This window comes from Streptomyces sp. NPDC043726, from assembly GCF_056436565.1.
Genome location: NZ_JBWKCI010000006.1, coordinates 561,318 through 581,518, shown reverse-complemented (window position 1 = coordinate 581,518; position 20,201 = coordinate 561,318). Strand labels below are relative to the sequence as shown.

The following is a 20,201-nucleotide window of genomic DNA, read 5'->3' as shown; positions in this document are numbered from 1 at the left end:
ACGGCATCTCTCTCCCGCCTTTGGACCAGCGGCGCCCACGTCGACTGGCCGGCCCTCTTCACCGGCCGCAACCCAACCCGCGTCGACCTCCCCACCTACCCCTTCCAACGCGAGCGTTACTGGCTGGACCGAGCCGACACCCCCGACACCACGACCGCGGACCCCGAGGAGTCCCGCTTCTGGGCGGCCGTGGAGCGCGAAGATGTGTCCGACCTCGCCGAGGAACTGGACACCGGGGCACTGCGCGAGGCCCTTCCCGCGCTCGCCGCATGGCGCAGGCGCCGACGCGAGCAGAGTGCCGTCGACGGGCTCCGCTACACGGTGACCTGGAAGCCCTTGACCACCACCGACCAGTCGGCGACCGGCCGTTGGCTCGTCGCCGTGCCCGAGGCGCCGAGCGATCCGGCCTTCCCGGCCGCTGTCCTCGCCGCCCTCACGGCGGCCGGGATCGAGCCGATCCTCCTGCCCGTACCGCTCACCGGCCTGGCACTCGACGAGGTTCTGGCCAAGCCCGAGCATGCGGCGGGGACATACAGCGGCGTCCTCTCCCTGCTCGGCTGCGACCCCACCGCCGCCACCCCGGACGCCGACGGGCTCGCCCCCGCCGTCACCGCCACCCTCGCCCTGCTGCACGCGCTCATCGCCGCCGGGGCCGAGGCGCCCCTGTGGTGTGCCACCCGGGGTGCGGTCACCGCCGCGCCCTCCGACACCGCGCCCGACGTGGGTGGCGCCGGGCTCTGGGGTCTCGGCCGGGTCGTAGGGCTGGAACTGCCCGATCTGTGGGGTGGGTTGGTGGATCTGCCGTCCGCGCTCGACGAGCGGACCGGGCGACTGCTCGCCGTGGCCCTGGGCGGTGGCGACGGGGAGGATCAACTCGCCGTCCGGCCATCGGGGTTGCTGGCCCGTCGGCTCGTGCGGGCCGGTGGCCGCGTGCGCGAGGAGGGGGAGTGGCCGCCGCGCGGTACCGTCCTGATCACCGGCGGCACCGGGGCGCTCGGCGCCCATGTCGCCCGCTCCCTTGCCGCCGACGGTGCCGAGCATCTGCTGCTGCTCAGCCGAAGGGGACCCGAGGCGCCCGGAGCCGACGCCCTCGCCGACGAACTGCGCGCGGCGGGCGCCCAGGTCACGGTCACGGCGTGCGACGCCGCCGACCGTGAGCGGCTCGCCGAGGTGCTGGCCGGGACACCGGACCTCACCGCCGTGATCCATACCGCCGGAGTCGTCGAGGACGGTGTGGCGGCCTCGGTCACCGAGGAGTCGCTGCGCCGGGTGCTGCGTCCGAAGACGGCCGCCGCTCGCCACCTGCACGAGCTGACCAGTCGTCACAACCTAGTGGCCTTTGTGCTGTTCTCCTCCGTCTCAGGGACGGTCGGCACGCTCGGCCAGGCCGCCTACGCCGCCGCCAACGCCTCGCTCGACGCGCTGGCCGAGCGGCGGCGCGCCTCCGGTCTGCCCGCCACCTCCGTCGCCTGGGGGCCCTGGGCCGGAGGGGGCATGGCAGGGGAGCGGATCGTGGAGAGCGGAGTCCGGCGTGCCGGTCTGGTGCCGCTGGAACCGGCGCGCGCGGTCGCCGCGCTGCGGCGCACGGTGCTCGGCGGGACCGACGGCATCGTGGTGGACGTGGAGTGGGACCGGTTCGCCGCCGCTTTCACCGGCAACCGTCCCAGCCCGCTCCTCGCCGACCTTCCCGAGGCGCGCCGGGCACTCGCGGGGGGTGAGCGTCCCGGAGGTGAGGAGGGTCTCGCCGCCCGGCTCGCCACGCTGCCCGTCCGGGACCGGGAGCGGGCCATGGTGGATGCCGTACGGGGACTTGTCGCCGGTGCGCTCGGCCACGCCTCCCCGCGACGGGTCGATCCCGCACGCCCCTTCAAGGAGCTGGGCTTCGACTCGCTGACGGCCGTGGACCTGCGCAACCGGCTCATCGCCCACATGGGGCTGCGGCTGCCCACCACCCTCGTCTTCGACTACCCCACCACCACCGCGCTCGCCCGCCATCTCCTCACCCTTCTCTTCCCGGAGACGGAGGAGACCGCCTTCGCGCCGGTGGCCGCCGGGAGCGAGGTCGAGGACGATCCGGTCGTCATCATCGGCATGAGCTGCCGACTGCCCGGCGGGGTCGACTCCCCGGAGGCGCTGTGGGAGTTGCTGGCCGAGGGGCGGGACGCCATCACCCCCTGCCCCGACGACCGGGGCTGGGACATCGAGGACTACTACGACCCCGACCCCGAGCGGCCTGGCACCACCTACGGCCGTGAGGGCGGCTTCATGACGGGGGCGGACGGCTTCGACGCGGGCTTCTTCGGGATCTCGCCGCGCGAGGCGCTGGCCATGGATCCGCAGCAACGGCTGCTGCTCGAGTCGAGCTGGGAGACCGTCGAGCGGGCCGGGATCGACCCGCACGCGCTGCGGGGCAGCCGGACGGGTGTCTTCGTCGGCCTGGTCGCCTTCGACTACGCCCGCGCCTACGGGCCCGGCCAGGAGGACCTGGAGGGCTTCCTCGGCATCGGCAACTCGGCGAGCGTGGCCTCCGGCCGGGTCGCGTACGCGCTCGGCCTCGAAGGCCAGGCGCTGACCGTCGACACCGCCTGCTCCTCGTCGCTGGTCACGCTGCATCTCGCCGCGCAGGCGCTGCGGGGCGGGGAGTGCGATCTCGCGCTGGCGGGCGGGGTCACCGTACTGCCCTCGCCGTCGATCTTCCTGGAGTTCAGCCGTCAGCGCGGGCTGTCCGCCGACGGCCGATGCCGTGCCTTCTCCTCCGACGCGAACGGCTTCGGACCCGCCGAGGGCGTCGGCATGCTGCTCCTGGAACGGCTCTCCGACGCCCGCCGCAACGGACACCGCGTCCTCGCGGTCGTGCGGGGCTCGGCGATCAACCAGGACGGCGCCTCCAACGGGCTGACCGCCCCCAACGGCCCCTCCCAGCAACGCGTCATCCGCGCCGCGCTCACCCACGCCGGGCTCACCGCCGCCGACGTCGACGCCGTCGAGGCGCACGGCACCGGCACCACCCTGGGCGACCCGATCGAGGCGCAGGCGCTCCTCGCCACCTACGGACAGGGCAGGGAGGCGGAACGGCCGCTCTGGCTCGGCTCGGTGAAGTCCAACCTCGGGCACACCCAGGCCGCCGCCGGTGTCACCGGGGTCATCAAGATGGTGCTGGCGATGCGGGAGGGCGTCCTGCCGAAGACGCTGTACGTGGACGAGCCGACCCCGCACGTGGACTGGACGGCGGGTGACGTACGGCTGCTGACCGAGCCGACCCCGTGGCCCGAGACGGGCCGCGTCCGGCGTGCCGGGATCTCCTCCTTCGGCATCAGCGGCACCAACGCGCACGTCATCCTGGAGGCACCGGAGCCCACGGAGGAGCCGTCCGCGCCCCGGCCTGTCGCCGGTGAGCCGGTCTGGCGGGGCGCTCCGGTGCCGTGGACCCTGTCCGCGCGGGACACCGACGCCCTGCGCGCCCAGGCCGCCGGCCTCGCCGACCTCGGGAAGCCCGCCCGGGCCGCCGGCCTCGGCGAGCTCGGAGAATCCGTCCCGGCCGCCGGCCTCGTGGACCCCGGGGAGCCCTTCCCGTCCGCCGGTGTCGCCGACCTCGGAGAATCCGTCCCGGCCGCCGACCTCGCCGACCATGGGGGCCCCGACCCGGCCGACGTCTCGTTCGCCCTGCTGACCCAGCGTGCCGCGCTGGAACACCGGGCCGTTCTCCTCGGCCCGGACCTGCCGGGCGCGGCCCGGACCCTGGCGGCGGGCACGGCCGACGGCGCCGGGTCGGTCATCGTCGGTCGGGCGAAGCCGCCCGCGGGCGTCACCTTCGTCTTCCCCGGCCAGGGCTCGCAGTGGCTCGGCATGGGCCGCGAACTCCTCGCCGCCAGCCCCGTGTTCGCCGCGCACGTCGCCGAATGCGAGGCGGCCCTGACACCGTACGTCGAATGGCGCCTGACCGAACTGCTCAACGGCCCCGAGCCGGACTCCCGTTGGGCCGACTGGGTGGAGCACGTCGAGATCATCCAGCCCGTGCTGTGGGCGGTGATGATCTCGCTGGCCGCCGTCTGGGAGGCGCTCGGCGTCACACCGTCGGCGGTCGTCGGGCACTCCCAGGGCGAACTGGCCGCCGCCGTCGTCGCCGGGGCGCTGAGCCTGGACGACGGCGCCCGTGTCATCACCGCCCGCGCGACGATCGGCGCGGGGCTCACCGGGCGCGGCGGAGTCATCTCGGTGGCCGAGGGCGTCGAGCGGATCACCGAGCGGCTGGCCGCCCGACACCCCGAGCTCTCCGTCGGAGCCGTCAACAGTCCCGCCTCCACCGTCGTCGCCGGCACGCACGAGGCGCTGGCCGCGCTGATCGACGAACTGGAGGCGGACGGCGTCTGGTACCGCCGCGTCGCCCACTCCTACGCCTCCCACTCACCCCACATGGAGGAGATCAGGGAGCAACTGCTCGCCGACATCGGCACGGTGACCCCCCGGCCCGGCCGGGCCGCCTTCCTCTCCACCGTGACCGGCGGCCTCCTCGACACCACCGACCTGGACGCCGCCTACTGGTACCGCAACCAGCGCGAGCCCGTGGCCTTCCGCACCGCCGTCGAGACCGCGCTCGAACTCGGCCACACCACCCTCGTCGAGGTCAGCGCCCACCCCGTGCTCGTCGCCGCCCTGGAGGACACCGCGGCCGCCGCAGGCACCGCCGCCGTGGTGACCGGCACCCTCCGCCGCGACGAGGGAGGCCCCGACCGGTTCACGGCGGCGGCCGCCACCCTCTGGACCGCCGGTACCGACGTCGACTGGACCGCCCTGCACGCCGGCCGCGTCCCGCACCGCGTCGACCTGCCCACGTACGCCTTCCAGCGCCGCCGCTACTGGCTCACCGCCCCACCCGGCACCGCGGGTGACCCCGCCGGGCTCGGCCTCACCGACACCGGCCACCCGCTCCTCGGTGCCGTCGTCCGCCCCGCCGACGACGACGGACTGCTGCTCACCGGGCGGCTCACCGCCCACGGCCACCCCTGGCTAGGACAGCACCGGCTGCTCGGCAGCCCGCTGCTGCCCGGCTCCGCCCTGACCGAGCTGGCGATCCGCGCGGGAGACGAGGCCGGCTGCGGCCGGCTGCGCGAACTGGTCCTGGGCAGCCCCCTGCTCCTGCCCGACCGCGGCGGCGTACAACTCCAGGTCACCGTCGGCGCCCGGGGCCCCGACGGCGAACGCGCCGTCGCGATCCACTCCCGCCCCGACAGCGCCCTCGACGACGAGCCCTGGACCTGCCACGCCGAGGGCGTCCTGATCCCGGAGACCGGCACCGAACCGGAGGCGACGGGCCTCACCGTCTGGCCCCCGCTCGGCGCCGAACCGGTCGACGTGTCCGGGTTCTACGACCGAGCCGAGGCCGCCGGTTACGGCTACGGCCCCGCCTTCCACGGCCTGCGCGCCGCCTGGCGGCTCGGCGACGAGATCTACGCCGAGGTCGCCCTCCCCGACACCCTGCGCACCGAGGCCCAGCGCTACGGCCTCCATCCGGCCCTCCTCGACGCGGCGCTCCACGCGAGCGCCCTCGCCGGGCAGACCGCACCCGACGACACCACGTCACTGCTCCAGCCCTTCGCCTGGACCGACGTGCGGCTGCACGCCACCGGCGCCACCGCACTGCGCGTCCGTCTCACTCCCGCGGGCCCGGACGGCACCGGCATCCTGCTCGCGGACCCGACGGGCCGGACCGTCGGCGAGGTCGCCGCGCTCGTGCGGCGCGCGGTGGACGCGAGGCAGCTCACGACCGGCGCGGACGCCTTCCTGCACATCGAATGGACCCAACTGACCGGGCATCACCATGCTGCAGAGGAGGACGAGTTCGCCACTTGGGCGGTGCTCGGGGACGACCCGCTAGACCTCGCCGCCACCCTCCAGGAAGGCGGCCACGCGGTCGTCAGCCACACGGACCTCGACGGCCTGCTCGCCGTCATCGAGGCGGGCGTACCCGCCCCGGAATGGGCGCTGTTGCCGTCCGGCAGCCCCGACCTCCTGGAGCGCTGGCTCGCCGACGAGCGGCTGACGGACATCCGCCTGGCGGTCGTCACGCGCGGCGAGGCGGACGGATCCGTACGCCGTACTCAGGCCGAACACCCGGGCCGAGTAGTCCACTTGGACCTGGACACCGACCCGGACGCCGACGTCCCGGCCGCTCTGCGCACGGCCCACGCCACCGGAGAACCCACCCTCGCCCTCCGCGACGGCACCCTCCTCGTGCCACGAGCCCGGCGGCTGGCCGTGGGCAGTGAGACGTACGAGCACCTGGACGGCACCGTCCTGGTCACCGCGGCCGGCGACGGCGGGCCCGCCGCCACGCTCCTCCACCACCTGGTGACCGAACGCGCGGTCCGCTCCCTGCTCATCGCGGCCCCCGACACCGCCCACGACGACGAACTGCTCCACACCGACGAGGTGACCGTCGAGCGGGCGACCGGTGATCCGACCGATCGCGCCTGGCTGGCCGGACTGCTCACGAGCCGCAGGGTCACCGCTGTGGTGGACACGACGGCCGACCCCACCACCACCGTCCACTTGCACGAACTCACCGCAGACACCCCGCTGAAGGCCTTCGCCGTACTCTCCGACGCCCCCGACCCACGCCTCACCACCCTGACCGGCCACCGCCGGGCGGCCGGACTGCCCGTCGCCGTGGTCACCGGAGCGCCCTGGGAGCCCGGCACGGACACTACGGCGGCCCGCGCCCTGGCCGCCGTACTCGACCAGAGCCTGCCCCCGCTCGTCGCGACCCGCCTGGACCCGGCGGACCTGCGCCGCCGTGCCGCGGCGGGCACGCTTCCGGCGGAGCTGAGGGACCTCGTACCCGCCGCCACGGCCCGCCGCCGCGGAGCCGTCGGCGCGACGGAGGGCACCGACCCGGCCGCGGGCGACGCCCTCATCCGCAAGCTCTCCGGCCTCACCGCCGACGAACGCCTCCGGCACCTGATCGACCTGGTCCGCCGACAGGCCGCGGCCGTCCTCGGCCACGAGTCCGCCGACGCCATCGACGCCGAACGGCCCTTCAAGGAACTCGGCTTCGACTCGATGATGTCCGACCGGCTCCGCAAGCGCCTGGCCGTCGAGACCGCGCTGCCCCTCCCGGCCACCCTGGCCTTCACCTACCCGACGCCCACCCTCCTCGCCGCCCACCTGGACGAGCGGCTGCGCCTCACCGACGGCGACGCGGCCGACGCCGACGACACCGACCGCGTGCTGGCCGAGATCGAGCGGCTCGACACCGCCCTCGCCGTCGTGGAACCCGGCGTCACCGACCACGCCGCCCGCGCCCGCGTCGCCAAGCGGCTCCAGTCGGTGCTCTGGCGCTGGACCAGCGACGCCGGACCCACCACCGACGGCGTTCTCGACGACGGCGCCCTCGACTCCGTCACCGACGACGAGATGTTCGACCTGATCGACCGCGAGCTTGGAGCCTAGGGAGTACTCGATGCCGAACACCGAAGACAAGCTCCGCGAATACCTCAAGCGCGTCACCGCCGACTACTCCCAGGTACGGCAGCGGCTGCGCGAGCTGGAGGCCAGGGACCAGGATCCGGTCGCGATCGTCGGCATGGCCTGCCGCTTCCCCGGTGGCGTCAACTCGCCCGAGGAGCTGTGGCGCATGGTCGCCGACGGCGTCGACGGCATCACCCCCTTCCCCACCGACCGGGGCTGGGACGAGGACCTGTACGACCCGGACCCCGACGCGTATGGCAAGAGCTATGTGGTCGAGGGCGGCTTCCTGCACGACGCCGCCGACTTCGACCCCGAGTTCTTCGGGATCTCGCCGCGCGAGGCGCTGGCCATGGACCCGCAGCAGCGACTCCTCCTCGAAGCCTCCTGGGAGGCCGTCGAACGGGCCGGCATCGTCCCCGCCACCCTGCGCGGCACCCGTACCGGCGTCTTCGCCGGAGCCGTCGCCTCCGACTACGCCGCCCGCCTCGACTCCGTCCCCGAGGAGATCGAGGGCTTCCTCGTCACCGGCAACATGACCGCCGTGGTCTCCGGCCGGATCTCCTACGTCCTGGGCCTCGAAGGCCCGGCGGTCACCGTCGACACGGCCTGCTCCTCCTCCCTCGTCGCCACCCACCTCGGCGTCCAGGCCCTGCGCAATGGCGAGGTCGACTTCGCCCTCGCCGGCGGCGTCACCGTGATGCCCACCCCCTCGGGCTTCGTCGGCTTCAGCCGCCAGCGCGGACTCGCCCGCGACGGCCGCTGCAAGGCCTTCTCGGCCGCCGCCGACGGCACCATCTGGTCCGAGGGCGTCGGCGTCCTGCTCCTCGAACGCCTCTCCGACGCCCGCCGCAACGGCCACCGGGTCCTCGCCGTCATCCGCGGCTCCGCCACCAACCAGGACGGCGCCAGCAACGGCCTCAGCGCCCCCAGCGAACTGGCCCAGCGCCGCGTCATCGAACAGGCCCTGGAGAGCGCCCGCCTCACCCCCCGCGACGTGGACGCGGTCGAGGCACACGGCACGGGTACGACGCTGGGCGACCCGATCGAGGCCCAGGCGCTGCTGGCGACGTACGGCCAGGGACGGGACCCCGACCGCCCGTTGTGGCTCGGCTCGATCAAGTCCAACATCGGCCACTCCGGGGCCTGCGCGGGCGTGGCGGGCGTCATCAAGACGGTGATGGCGATGCGGGCGGGAGTGCTGCCGCGCACCCTGCACGTGGACGAGCCGACCCCCCACGTCGACTGGACGGCCGGCGACGTCCGGCTCCTCACCGAGCAACGGGAGTGGCAGGCGAACGGCCACCCGCGCCGAGCCGGCGTCTCCTCCTTCGGCGTCTCCGGCACGAACGCCCACGTCATCTTGGAGGAGGCACCCGCTGACGCGGAACCGGGGACTGTGGTGGCCGACGGTTCCGGCGGGCTGTCGGGGTCGCCGGTGGTGCCGTGGTTGGTGTCGGGGCGTACGGCTGGGGCCTTGGCCGCGCAGGCGGGGCGGCTGGCGGGGGTCTCGGGCGATCCCGCTGACGTGGGGTGGAGTTTGTGGTCTTCGCGTACGGCGTTGGAGAGCCGTGCGGTCGTGTGGGGGCGGGAGAGCGCGGAACTGACGGCGGGGCTTGAGGCTCTGGCGTCGGGAGGCGTGGCCGGGCATGTGGTGTCGGGGACTGCTGTGGCTTCGGGTGCCCCGGTCTTCGTCTTCCCCGGTCAGGGGTCTCAGTGGTTGGGGATGGGGCGGGGATTGTTGGAGTCCTCGCCGGTGTTCGCGGCACGGATCGGGGAGTGCGAGACCGCTCTTGAGCCCTTTGTCGACTGGTCGTTGACGGAGGTGCTGCGCGGCGAGGACGACGCCTGGATGGGCCGGGTGGATGTGGTCCAGCCGGTGCTGTGGGCGGTCATGGTCTCGCTGGCGGCGGTGTGGCAGTCCATGGGCGTGGAACCGGCTGCGGTGATCGGGCATTCGCAAGGTGAGATCGCGGCTGCGGCCGTGGTCGGCGCCTTGAGCTTGGGGGACGCGGCTCGGGTTGTGGCGCTGCGGTCTGCTGCGATACGGGATGAACTCGCCGGTCGTGGTGGGATGTTGTCGCTGACGACGGGCGCTGATCAGGCGTCGGCGTGGGTTGAGCCGTACGGCGACCGGGTGTCGATCGCTGTTTACAACGGCCCCGATGCCACGGTGGTGGCCGGTGATCCGGAGGCGCTGGACGAGATCGCTGCTCTCGCCGAAGCCGGTGGTGTCCGCGCCCGGCGGGTTCCGGTGGACTACGCCTCGCATTCCGCGCACGTGGAGGACATCCGGGAGCGGCTGCTTGAGGTGTTGTCTCCGGTGACGGCTCAGGCTTCTCGCGTCCCGGTCATCTCCACGGTGACCGGCGGTGTGTTGGACACGGCGACGATGGACGCCTCGTACTGGTACGAGGGCTTGCGCCGGCCGGTGCGCTTCACCGACGCGATGCGGGCGGCGCTCGCCCAGGGCCACTCCCGGCTCGTCGAGGTCAGCGCTCATCCGGTACTGACCATGGGCGTGCAGGCGATCGCGGACGCGGTGGACAAGCCGGTCACCGTGGTCGGCACCCTGCGAAGGGACGAGGACGAGAACGCCCGCCTCATCGCGAACGCGGCCGAACTCTGGGTCCACGGCACCGACATCGACTGGTCCGCCGTCTTCGCGGGCCGTGCCGTGCGGCGGGTCGATCTGCCGACGTACGCTTTCCAGCACCAGCGCTACTGGCTGGAGTCCGGAACGGGCACCACCGATGTCAGCGGTGCCGGTCTGGCCGCCGCGGACCATCCCTTGCTGGGTGCAGCAGTGAGCCTCGCGGCCGACGGCGGACTGGTGCTCACCGGCCGGCTCTCGCTGCGCACGCACGCCTGGCTCGCGGACCACGCGGTCGCGGGCACGGTCCTGCTGCCGGGAACGGGCTTCGTGGAGCTGGCGATCCGCGCCGGAGACGAGGTGGGCTGCGGGCATCTGAGCGAACTCACCCTCCAGGCCCCGCTGACCCTCCCCGAGCAGGGTGCCGTGCACCTCCAAGTCGTCGTCAGTGCTCTCGACGACGGCGGCCATCGCGCCCTCAGCGTCTACTCCCGCCCCGAGACCGGCGAGGAGTGGACCCTCCACGCGGAGGGTCTGCTCAGCCCGGAGCCGGTCACGGCGTCCGGCGCGGGTCTCACCGACTGGCCCCCGGCGGGGGCCGAGAGCATCGACGTGTCCGGCTTCTATCCCGGCGTCGAGGCGGTTGGTTACGGCTATGGGCCCGCGTTCCAGGGTCTGCGGGCGGTGTGGCGGCGCGGGGAGGAGGTGTTCGCCGAGGTCGAGCTGGGCGAGGCCGAGCGCGGGGAGGCGGCTCGGTTCGGGATTCATCCGGCGCTGCTGGACGCGGCGTTGCACGCGAACGGGTACGGCGAGTTCGACGGCGGCGACGAGGTGTTGCGGCTGCCGTTCGCGTGGACGGGTGTGTCGCTGTTCGCGGCGGGTGCGGACCGGCTGCGGGTGCGGATCACGGAGGCCGGTGAGGACGCGTTGGCGGTGGAGGTGGCGGACGGTACGGGGCAGCCGGTTGCCGAGGTGCGTTCGCTGGTGCTGCGGCCGGTGTCGGCTGCCGCAATGGGTAGTGGTGCCTCCGCTTGCGATGACCTGTTCCGTATGGAGTGGACCTCCTTGCCGTATGCCGAGGAGGTCACAGGCGATGGGGTCTGGGCGGTGCTCGGGGCCGGGGATCCGTACAACGTCGGGGCGGCGGTGCAGGGTGCCGGGCTCGCCGTGGACTCGTACCTGGACCTTGATGGGCTTCGGGTCGTGCTGGAGGCCGGGGTTCCGGCGCCCTCGCTGGTGTTCTGGACACCCACCGGTGCCGCTCGCCAGGTGACGGAGAGCGCGCTGAGCTTTGTGCAGGAGTGGCTGGCGCAAGAGGCGCTGAGCGAGACGCGGTTGGTGGTGGTGACGCGGGGTGCTGTTTCCGCGCGTGATGGGGAGGGAGTGGCGGATCTTGCCCTGGCTCCGGTGTGGGGTCTGATCCGGTCGGCGCAGTCAGAGAATCCGGGCCGGTTCCTGTTGCTGGACGTGGACGCGGATTCGGAGCTGGTGGCCGAGGGTGTGTCGGCGGCGTTGGAGGCGGGGGAGTGGCAGCTGGCGGTCCGGGGTGAGGACGTACTCGTGCCCAGGCTGGCGCGGGCCTCTTCCGGTGCGGCCTTGATGCCTCCGGCCGGTGAGCGGGCCTGGCGGCTGGACACCGTGGCGTCCGGAACACTGGACGGGCTGGCCCTGGTGCCTGTTCCGGAGGCCACCGCGCCACTGGAGGCCGGGCAGGTCCGGATCTCTCTGCGAGCCGCAGGTCTCAACTTCCGTGATGTCCTCATCGGCCTGGGCATGGTCCCGAACCAGCGGATCATGGGGAGCGAGGGCGCGGGTGTGGTGGTGGAGGTCGGCCCGGGGGTTGACCATCTCGCCGCCGGCGACGGGGTGATGGGCTTCGTGACGGGGGGTCTGGGGCCGGTGGCGGTCACCGATGCCCGGCTCGTGGTGCCGATCCCGGAGGGGTGGTCGTTCGAGCAGGCGGCGTCGGTTCCGGTGGTGTTCCTGACCGCCTACTACGGTCTGGGCGACCTCGGCTCGGTGCAGCAGGGCGACACCGTACTGGTGCACGCGGGTGCCGGCGGTGTCGGCATGGCGGCGATCCAGCTCGCGAAGCACTTCGGCGCCACGGTTCTCGCCACGGCCAGTCCTGGCAAGTGGGATGCGCTGCGGGGCATGGGTCTGACGGACGAACAGATCGCCTCCTCCCGGGACTTGGGCTTCCGGGAGGCCTTCGCCGAGGCCGGTGTGGACGTGGTCCTCAACTCGCTGGCCGGGGAGTTCGTCGACGCCTCTCTCGACCTGCTGACGTCCGGTGGGCGGTTTCTGGAGCTGGGCAAGACCGACATCCGGGATGCCGAGGCGGTTGCCGCCGAGCGCGCCGGTGTCACCTACCGCGCCTACAGCCCCGGCGACGGCGGCCTGGACCGCGCCGGCGAGATCCTGCGGACCGTCGTCTCCCTCTTCGAGTCGGGTGCGCTGGAGCCGTTGCCGGTGCGGACCTGGGACGTGCGCAGGGCCCGCGAGGCGTTCCGTTTCATGAGCCAGGCCCGGCATGTCGGCAAGGTCGTCCTGACGATGCCGCCGACGCTGGATCCCGAGGGCACGGTACTGATCACCGGTGGCACGGGCACCCTGGGTTCCCTCCTCGCCCGTCGCCTGGTCACTGAACACGGTGTACGGCATCTGCTGCTGACCAGCCGCACGGGACCGGAAGCGCCTGGAGCGCCCGAACTCATCGCGGACTTGCAGGAGTTGGGTGCCGATGTCGAGGTGGCCGCCTGTGATGCCGCCGACCGAGACCAGCTCGCCGCCCTCCTCGAAGGACGGAAGCTGACAGGCGTCGTCCACGCGGCAGGCGTACTCGCGGACGGACTGGTCACCTCGCTCACCCCGGAACAACTCGCCACGGTCTGGCGCCCCAAGGTCGAGGCGGCCGTCAACCTGCATGAGCTCACCCGCGACCACCACGACCTCGCCCTCTTCGCGCTGTACTCCTCCGCTTCCGGCCTCTTCGGCGCGCCAGGACAGGCCAACTACGCGGCATCCAACACCTTCCTGGACGCGCTGGCCCAACACCGCCGCGCTCAAGGGCTGCCCGCCGTGTCGCTGGCCTGGGGCTACTGGGAGCAGGTCAGCGCGATGACCGGGCACATGGAGGGCCGGGACCGAGCGCGGCTTTCCCAGGGCGGCCTCATCCCCCTGTCCTCGGAACACGGGCTCGCCCTCTTCGACCGCGCGGTGTCGCTTGACGAAAGTCTGCTGCTGGCCAGCCCGTTGGACATGGCGGACTTGCGCGGGCTGGCGGCGCGCGGTGCGCTGCCGGGAGTGCTGCGCGGGCTGGTGCGGGCACCGGCGACGGCGGCCCGGCGGATGGCGGCCTCGGCGGGGGCCGACGGAGGCGCCGGTTCGCTGGAGGAGCGGCTGGCGAGGCTGAGCGAGCCGGAGCGGGAGCGGTTTCTGCTGGACCTGGTCCGTTCGCACGTCGCGGCGGTCCTCGGGCACGCGAACCCCCAAGCCGTGGACGCCGAACGGCCCTTCAAGGATTTGGGCTTCGACTCTCTGACAGCGGTCGAGCTGCGCAACCGCCTGAACACGGCGACCGGTCTACGGCTGCCCGCCACCCTCGTCTTCGACCACCCCACCCCCATCGCCCTCACCCACCACATCCGCTCCCAGGTGTCCGGGCTGCCCGACATCACCGAGGAGCGGAGTGCGACGGTCCTCGCCCGTCCGTCGGACGAGCCGATCGCGATCGTCGGCATGGCGTGCCGTCTTCCGGGCGGCATCGAGTCCCCGGAGGAGCTGTGGCGGCTCGTCCTCGCCGGTGAGGACGCCATCACCGCCTTCCCGCAGGACCGCGACTGGGACGACGACCTCTACGATCCCGACCCCGAGACCCAGGGCAAGACCTACGTCCGGGGCGGCGGCTTCGTGCCGGACGCGACCGAGTTCGACGCCGGGTTCTTCGGCATCTCGCCGCGCGAGGCACTGGCGATGGACCCGCAGCAGCGGCTGCTCCTCGAGACGTCCTGGGAGGCCGTCGAGCGGGCGGGCATCGCCCCCGGCACCCTGCGCGGCACCCGGACCGGGGTCTTCGCCGGGGCCCTGGCCTCCGAGTACGTGGCACGGCTGAACGCCCTCCCGGACGGCATCGAGGGCTTCCTCGGCACCGGCAACATGTCCAGCGTCACCTCCGGCCGGGTCGCCTACCAGCTGGGCCTGGAGGGTCCGGCGGTCACGGTCGACACGGCCTGTTCGTCGTCGCTCGTCGCGCTTCACCTGGCGGCGCAGTCGCTGCGCAACGGCGAGTGCGACATGGGCCTCGCGGGCGGTGTGACGGTGATGTGCACGCCCACCGGTTTCGTCGAGCTGAGCCGTCAGCGCGGTCTGTCGGCGGACGGCCGCTGCAAGGCGTTCGCGGGCGCCGCCGACGGCTTCGGCCCGGCTGAGGGCGTGGGTGTGCTGGTGGTGGAGCGGTTGTCTGATGCTCGTCGTCGTGGTCATCGGGTGTTGGCGGTGGTGCGGGGGTCGGCGGTCAATCAGGACGGTGCGTCGAATGGTTTGACGGCGCCTAATGGTCCGTCGCAGCAGCGGGTGATTCGTGCCGCTCTGGCGAACGCGGGGGTGGCGGCCTCCGAGGTGGACGCGGTGGAGGCGCACGGTACGGGGACGACGTTGGGTGATCCGATCGAGGCGCAGGCGCTGCTGGCGACGTATGGGCAGGGGCGGGATGCGGACCGGCCGTTGTGGCTGGGGTCGGTGAAGTCGAATATCGGGCATACGCAGGCCGCGGCGGGTGTGGCCGGTGTCATCAAGATGGTGATGGCCCTGCGGGAGGGTGTGCTGCCGCGCACCCTGCACGTGGACGAGCCCACGCCCCACGTCGACTGGACGGCCGGAGAAGTCGCACTGCTCACCGAGCAGCGGGAGTGGCAGGCGAACGGCCACCCGCGCCGGGCAGGTGTCTCCTCCTTCGGCATATCCGGCACGAACGCACACGTCGTCCTGGAGGAGGCACCGGCCGAGGAGGGAGCGGAGCCGGGGCCGGTGGTGGTCGACGGTTCCGGTGGGCTGTCGGGGTCGCCGGTGGTGCCGTGGTTGGTGTCGGGGCGTTCGGCAGGGGCTTTGGCCGCGCAGGCGGAGCGGTTGGCGGCGGTGCCCGGTGACCCGGTCGATGTGGGGTGGAGTCTGCTCCGGACGCGTTCTCCGCTGGAGCACAGGGCCGTCGTGTGGGGGCAGGACAGGGCCGGGCTGATCGCCGGGATGGAGGCCTTGGCTTCGGGTGGTGTGGCGGGGCAAGTGGTCTCGGGGATCGCTGCGGGCTCCGGTGCCCCGGTCTTCGTCTTCCCCGGGCAGGGGGCGCAGTGGCTGGGGATGGGGCGCGGACTCCTTGAGTCCTCGCCGGTGTTCGCGGCCCGGATCGCGGAGTGCGAGTCGGCGCTCGGGCCATTCGTGGACTGGTCGCTGACCGATGTGCTGCGAGGCGAGGACGACGCCTGGATGCAGAAGGTGGACGTGGTCCAGCCCGTGCTGTGGGCGGTCATGGTGTCGCTGGCGGCGGTGTGGGAGTCGCTGGGCATCGAGCCGGCCGCCGTGATCGGGCACTCGCAGGGGGAGATCGCGGCTGCGGCGGTGGTCGGCGCGCTGAGCCTGGAGGACGCCGCCCGCGTGGTCGCGCTGCGCTCGGCGGCCATCCGGGACGAACTCGCTGGTCGCGGTGGAATGTTGTCGCTGGCGACCGGTCCGGATCAAGCGTCGGTCTGGGTTGAGCCGTATGGCGACCGGGTGTCGATCGCTGTCTACAACGGCCCCGATGCCACGGTGGTGGCCGGTGATCCGGAGGCGTTGGACGAGATCGCTGCTCTCGCAGAAGCCGGTGGTGTGCGGGCCCGGCGGGTTCCGGTGGACTACGCCTCGCATTCCGCGCACGTGGAGGACATCCGGGAGCGGTTGCTTGAGGTGTTGTCTCCGGTGACGGCTCAGGCTTCTCGCGTTCCGGTCATCTCCACGGTGACCGGCGGTGTGTTGGACACGGCGACGATGGACGCCTCCTACTGGTACGACGGCCTGCGCCGGCCCGTCCGCTTCACCGACGCCGTTCAGGAGGCCCTTGGGCAGGGGCACTTCCGTCTGATCGAGGTCAGCGCCCACCCGGTACTGACCACGGCAGTGCAGGCCATCGCGGAGGCGCGTGAGCAACCGGTCACCGTCGTCGGCACCCTCCGCCGTGACGAGGACGAGAACGCCCGGTTCATCGCCGGCGCGGCCGAACTCTGGGTCCACGGCACCGACATCGACTGGTCCGCCGTCTTCGCGGGCCGTGCCGTGCGGCGGGTCGATCTGCCGACGTACGCCTTCCAGCGTGAGCGCTTCTGGCTGAAGGCACCCAGCACCACAGGCGACCCGGCCGAACTGGGCCTCAGTTCTGCTGAACACCCCCTGCTGGGCGCCGCCGTGAGCCTCGCCGACGGGGGCGTGATGCTGACCGGCAGGCTTTCCACCCGAACCCACCCCTGGCTCGCCGACCACAGCGTGGCCGACGCGGTGCTGTTCCCGGGGACGGGCTTTGTGGAGCTGGCGATCCGGGCCGGGGACGAGGTCGGCTGCGGACACCTCGCCGAACTCACCCTCCAAGCCCCCCTGGTCCTCCCCGAACGAGGCGCCGTCCACCTTCAGGTGGCCGTAGGAGCGCCCGACGACAGTGGGGACCGGACGGTGACCGTGCACTCCCGTCCGGAAGGCGCGGAGACGGACGCACCGTGGACCTGGCACGCCGACGGTGTGCTCACGGCGGAGGCCGCCGAGTCGCCCGCCACCGATCTGACCACCTGGCCCCCGACCGGCGCCGAGAGCATTGACGCGTCTGGCTTCTACGGCGGTGCGGAGGCGGCCGGTTACGGCTACGGACCGGCCTTCCAGGGCCTGCGCGCGGTCTGGCGGCGCGGGGAGGAGGTGTTCGCCGAGGTCGAACTGACCGACGCCGAGCGGGGGGAGGCGGCTCGGTTCGGGATTCATCCGGCCTTGCTGGACGCGGCGTTGCACGCCAATGCGTTCGGCGAATTCGGCGGTGGGGGTGGTGAGGTGTTGCGGCTGCCGTTCGCGTGGACGGGTGTGTCGCTGTTCGCGGCGGGTGCGGACCGGCTGCGGGTGCGGATCACGGAGGCCGGTGAGGACGCGCTGGCGGTGGAGGTGGCGGACGGTACGGGGCAGCCGGTTGCCGAGGTGCGTTCGCTGGTGCTGCGGCCGGTGTCGGCTGCGGCGCTGGCCGGCGGTACTCCTGCTTCCGATGATCTGTTCCGTATCGAGTGGACGGCCTTGCCGTATGCCGAGGAGGTCCCCGGGGCCGGCGTGTGGGCCGTACTCGGCTCGGAGGACCCGTACAACGTCGGGGCGGCGGTTCAGGGTGCCGGGCTCGCCGTGGACTCGTACCTGGACCTTGATGGGCTTCGGGTCGTGCTGGAGGCCGGGGTTCCGGCGCCTTCGCTGGTGTTCTGGACACCTACCGGCGCCGCTCGCCAGGTGACGGAGAGCGCGCTGAGCTTCGTGCAGGAGTGGCTGGCACAAGAGGCGCTGAGTGAGACGCGGTTGGTGGTGGTGACGCGTGGTGCTGTTGCCGCGCGTGATGGGGAGGGCGTGGCGGATCTGGCCCTGGCTCCGGTGTGGGGTCTGATCCGGTCGGCGCAGTCAGAGAATCCGGGCCGGTTCCTGTTGCTGGATTTGGACGCGGAGTCGGAACTGATTGCCGAGGGCGTGTCGGCGGCCTTGGAAGCGGGGGAGTGGCAGCTGGCGGTCCGCGGTGACGAAGTCCTGGTGCCGAGGCTGGCGCGGGCGTCCTCCGGTGCGGCCTTGATGCCTCCGGCCGGTGAGCGGGCCTGGCGGCTGGACACCGTGGCGTGCGGAACACTGGACGGCCTGACTCTCGTGCCGGTACCGGAGGCCACCGCGCCGCTGGCAGCCGGACAGGTCCGTGTCTCGGTCCGAGCCGCCGGCCTCAACTTCCGCGATGTCCTGATCAGCCTCGGGATGTATCCGGGACAGCCCGTTCTGGGGAGCGAGGCCGCGGGTGTGGTCGTCGAGGTCGGCGAAGGGGTCCGCGATCTGGCTCCCGGCGACCGCGTCATGGGCATCGTCCACCAAGGCTTCGGGCCGCTGGCCGTTGCCGATGCCCGCGTGCTGGCCCCGATCCCGGAGGGCTGGTCGTTCGAGCAGGCGGCTTCGGTTCCGGTGGTGTTCCTGACCGCCTACTACGGCCTGGTCGACCTCGGCTCGGTCCGGCAGGGCGACACCGTGCTGGTGCATGCGGGTGCCGGCGGTGTCGGTATGGCGGCGATCCAGCTCGCGAGGCACTTCGGCGCCACCGTCCTCGCCACCGCCAGCCCCGGGAAATGGGATGCGCTGAGGGGCATGGGGCTGACCGACGAACAGATAGCCTCCTCGCGCGACTTGGGCTTCCGAGAGGCCTTCGCTGACGCGGGTGTGACAGTGGTTCTCAACTCCTTGGCCCGCGAATTCGTCGACGCCTCCCTCGAACTCCTTGCCCCCCAGGGCCGTTTCGTCGAGATGGGCAAGACGGATCTGCGCGATCCGGAGCAGTTGGCGGAGGCCAACCCCGGAATGACGTACGCGCCGTTCGAGCTGGGCGAGGCCGGACCGGAGCGGATGGGCGAGATCCTCACCGAGGTGCTGTCACTCTTCGCAGCCGGTGCGCTGAAGCCGTTGCCGGTGCGGACGTGGGACGTGCGGAGGGCTCGGGATGCGTTCCGTTTCATGAGCCAGGCCCGGCATGTCGGCAAGGTCGTCCTGACGATGCCGCCGGCGCTGGATCCCGAGGGGACGGTACTGATCACCGGTGGCACGGGCACCCTGGGGGGTCTGCTGGCCCGTCACCTGGTCACCGATCACGGCGTACGGCACCTCCTGCTCACCAGCCGTAAAGGGCTGGACGCGCCGGGCGCCTCCGAACTCAGCCAAGATCTACATCAGTTGGGCGCTGAAGTGGAAGTGGCCGCCTGTGACGCCGCCGACCGCGAACAGCTCGCCGCCCTCCTCGAAGGACGGAACCTGACAGGCGTCGTCCACGCGGCAGGCGTACTCGCGGACGGACTGGTCACCTCGCTCACCTCGGAAAAGCTCGCCACGGTCTGGCGCCCCAAGGTCGAAGCGGCCGTCAACCTCCACGAGCTGACCCGCGACCACGATCTGGCCCTGTTCGCGCTGTACTCCTCCGCCTCCGGAGTCCTCGGCGCCCCGGGTCAGGCCAACTACGCGGCGGCCAATACCTTCCTGGACGCCCTGGCCCAACACCGTCGTACGCAGGGCATGCCCGCCGTGTCGCTGGCCTGGGGATACTGGGAGGAGGTCAGCGCGATGACCGGGCACATGGAGGTCCGGGACCGCGCCCGGCTCTCCAGCAGCGGCCTCGTCCCGCTGACCTCGGAGCACGGGCTCGGCCTCTTCGACCGAGCCCTCGCCCTCGACGAAGGCCTGCTCGTGGCCAGCGGGATGGACCTGGCGGAGCTGCGGGCCCACGCGGCGAGCGGTGTGCTGCCGGGGATGCTGAGGGGGCTGGTGCGGGCACCGGCCGCCCGGCGAACGGTGGCCTCGGCGGGGACCGGCGGTGACGCCGGCGCGCTGGAGGAGCGGCTGGCGAGGCTGAGCGAGCCGGAGCGGGAGCGGTTCCTGCTGGACCTGGTCCGTTCGCACGTCGCGGCGGTCCTCGGGCACGCGAACCCCCAAGCCGTCGACGCCGAACGGCCCTTCAAGGATTTGGGCTTCGACTCTCTGACAGCGGTCGAGCTGCGCAACCGCCTGAACACGGCGACCGGTCTACGGCTGCCCGCCACCCTCGTCTTCGACCACCCCACCCCCATCGCCCTCACCCACCACATCCGCTCCCAGATCCTCGTCGCGGAGGCGGCCGACACGGCCCCGGCCCTCGCCACGGAGCTGGAGCGGCTGGAGCGGGTCATCGGCGCGGCCAGTTCCGACGACGTCGTGAGCCACCGCGTCACCGACCGGCTTCGGGCGCTGCTCGCGGCCCTGGAGGGCACGGCGTCCACGGCCGACGCGGCCGAGGACGACGACCTGGACGACGCCACCGACGACGAACTCTTCGACCTCCTCGACAGCGAGTTGGGGACAGCGTGAACCGACTCATCCGCCT

General features: G+C 72.6%; 2 protein-coding genes. Both read left to right on the top strand.

All coding sequences use genetic code 11. The annotated features are described in order from the left end of the window. The coding region (locus AC068Z_RS20625) for an SDR family NAD(P)-dependent oxidoreductase (protein ID WP_478557253.1) at nucleotides 1-7,449 on the top strand (7,449 nt) is incomplete at its 5' end. After that, nucleotides 7,439-20,185: an SDR family NAD(P)-dependent oxidoreductase gene (locus AC068Z_RS20620; protein ID WP_478557251.1), complete on the top strand. Its 12,747-nt coding sequence runs from the start codon at nucleotides 7,439-7,441 to the stop codon at nucleotides 20,183-20,185. The genes AC068Z_RS20625 and AC068Z_RS20620, both read left to right, overlap by 11 nt. The last annotated feature ends 16 nt before the right edge of the window (nucleotides 20,186-20,201 follow it).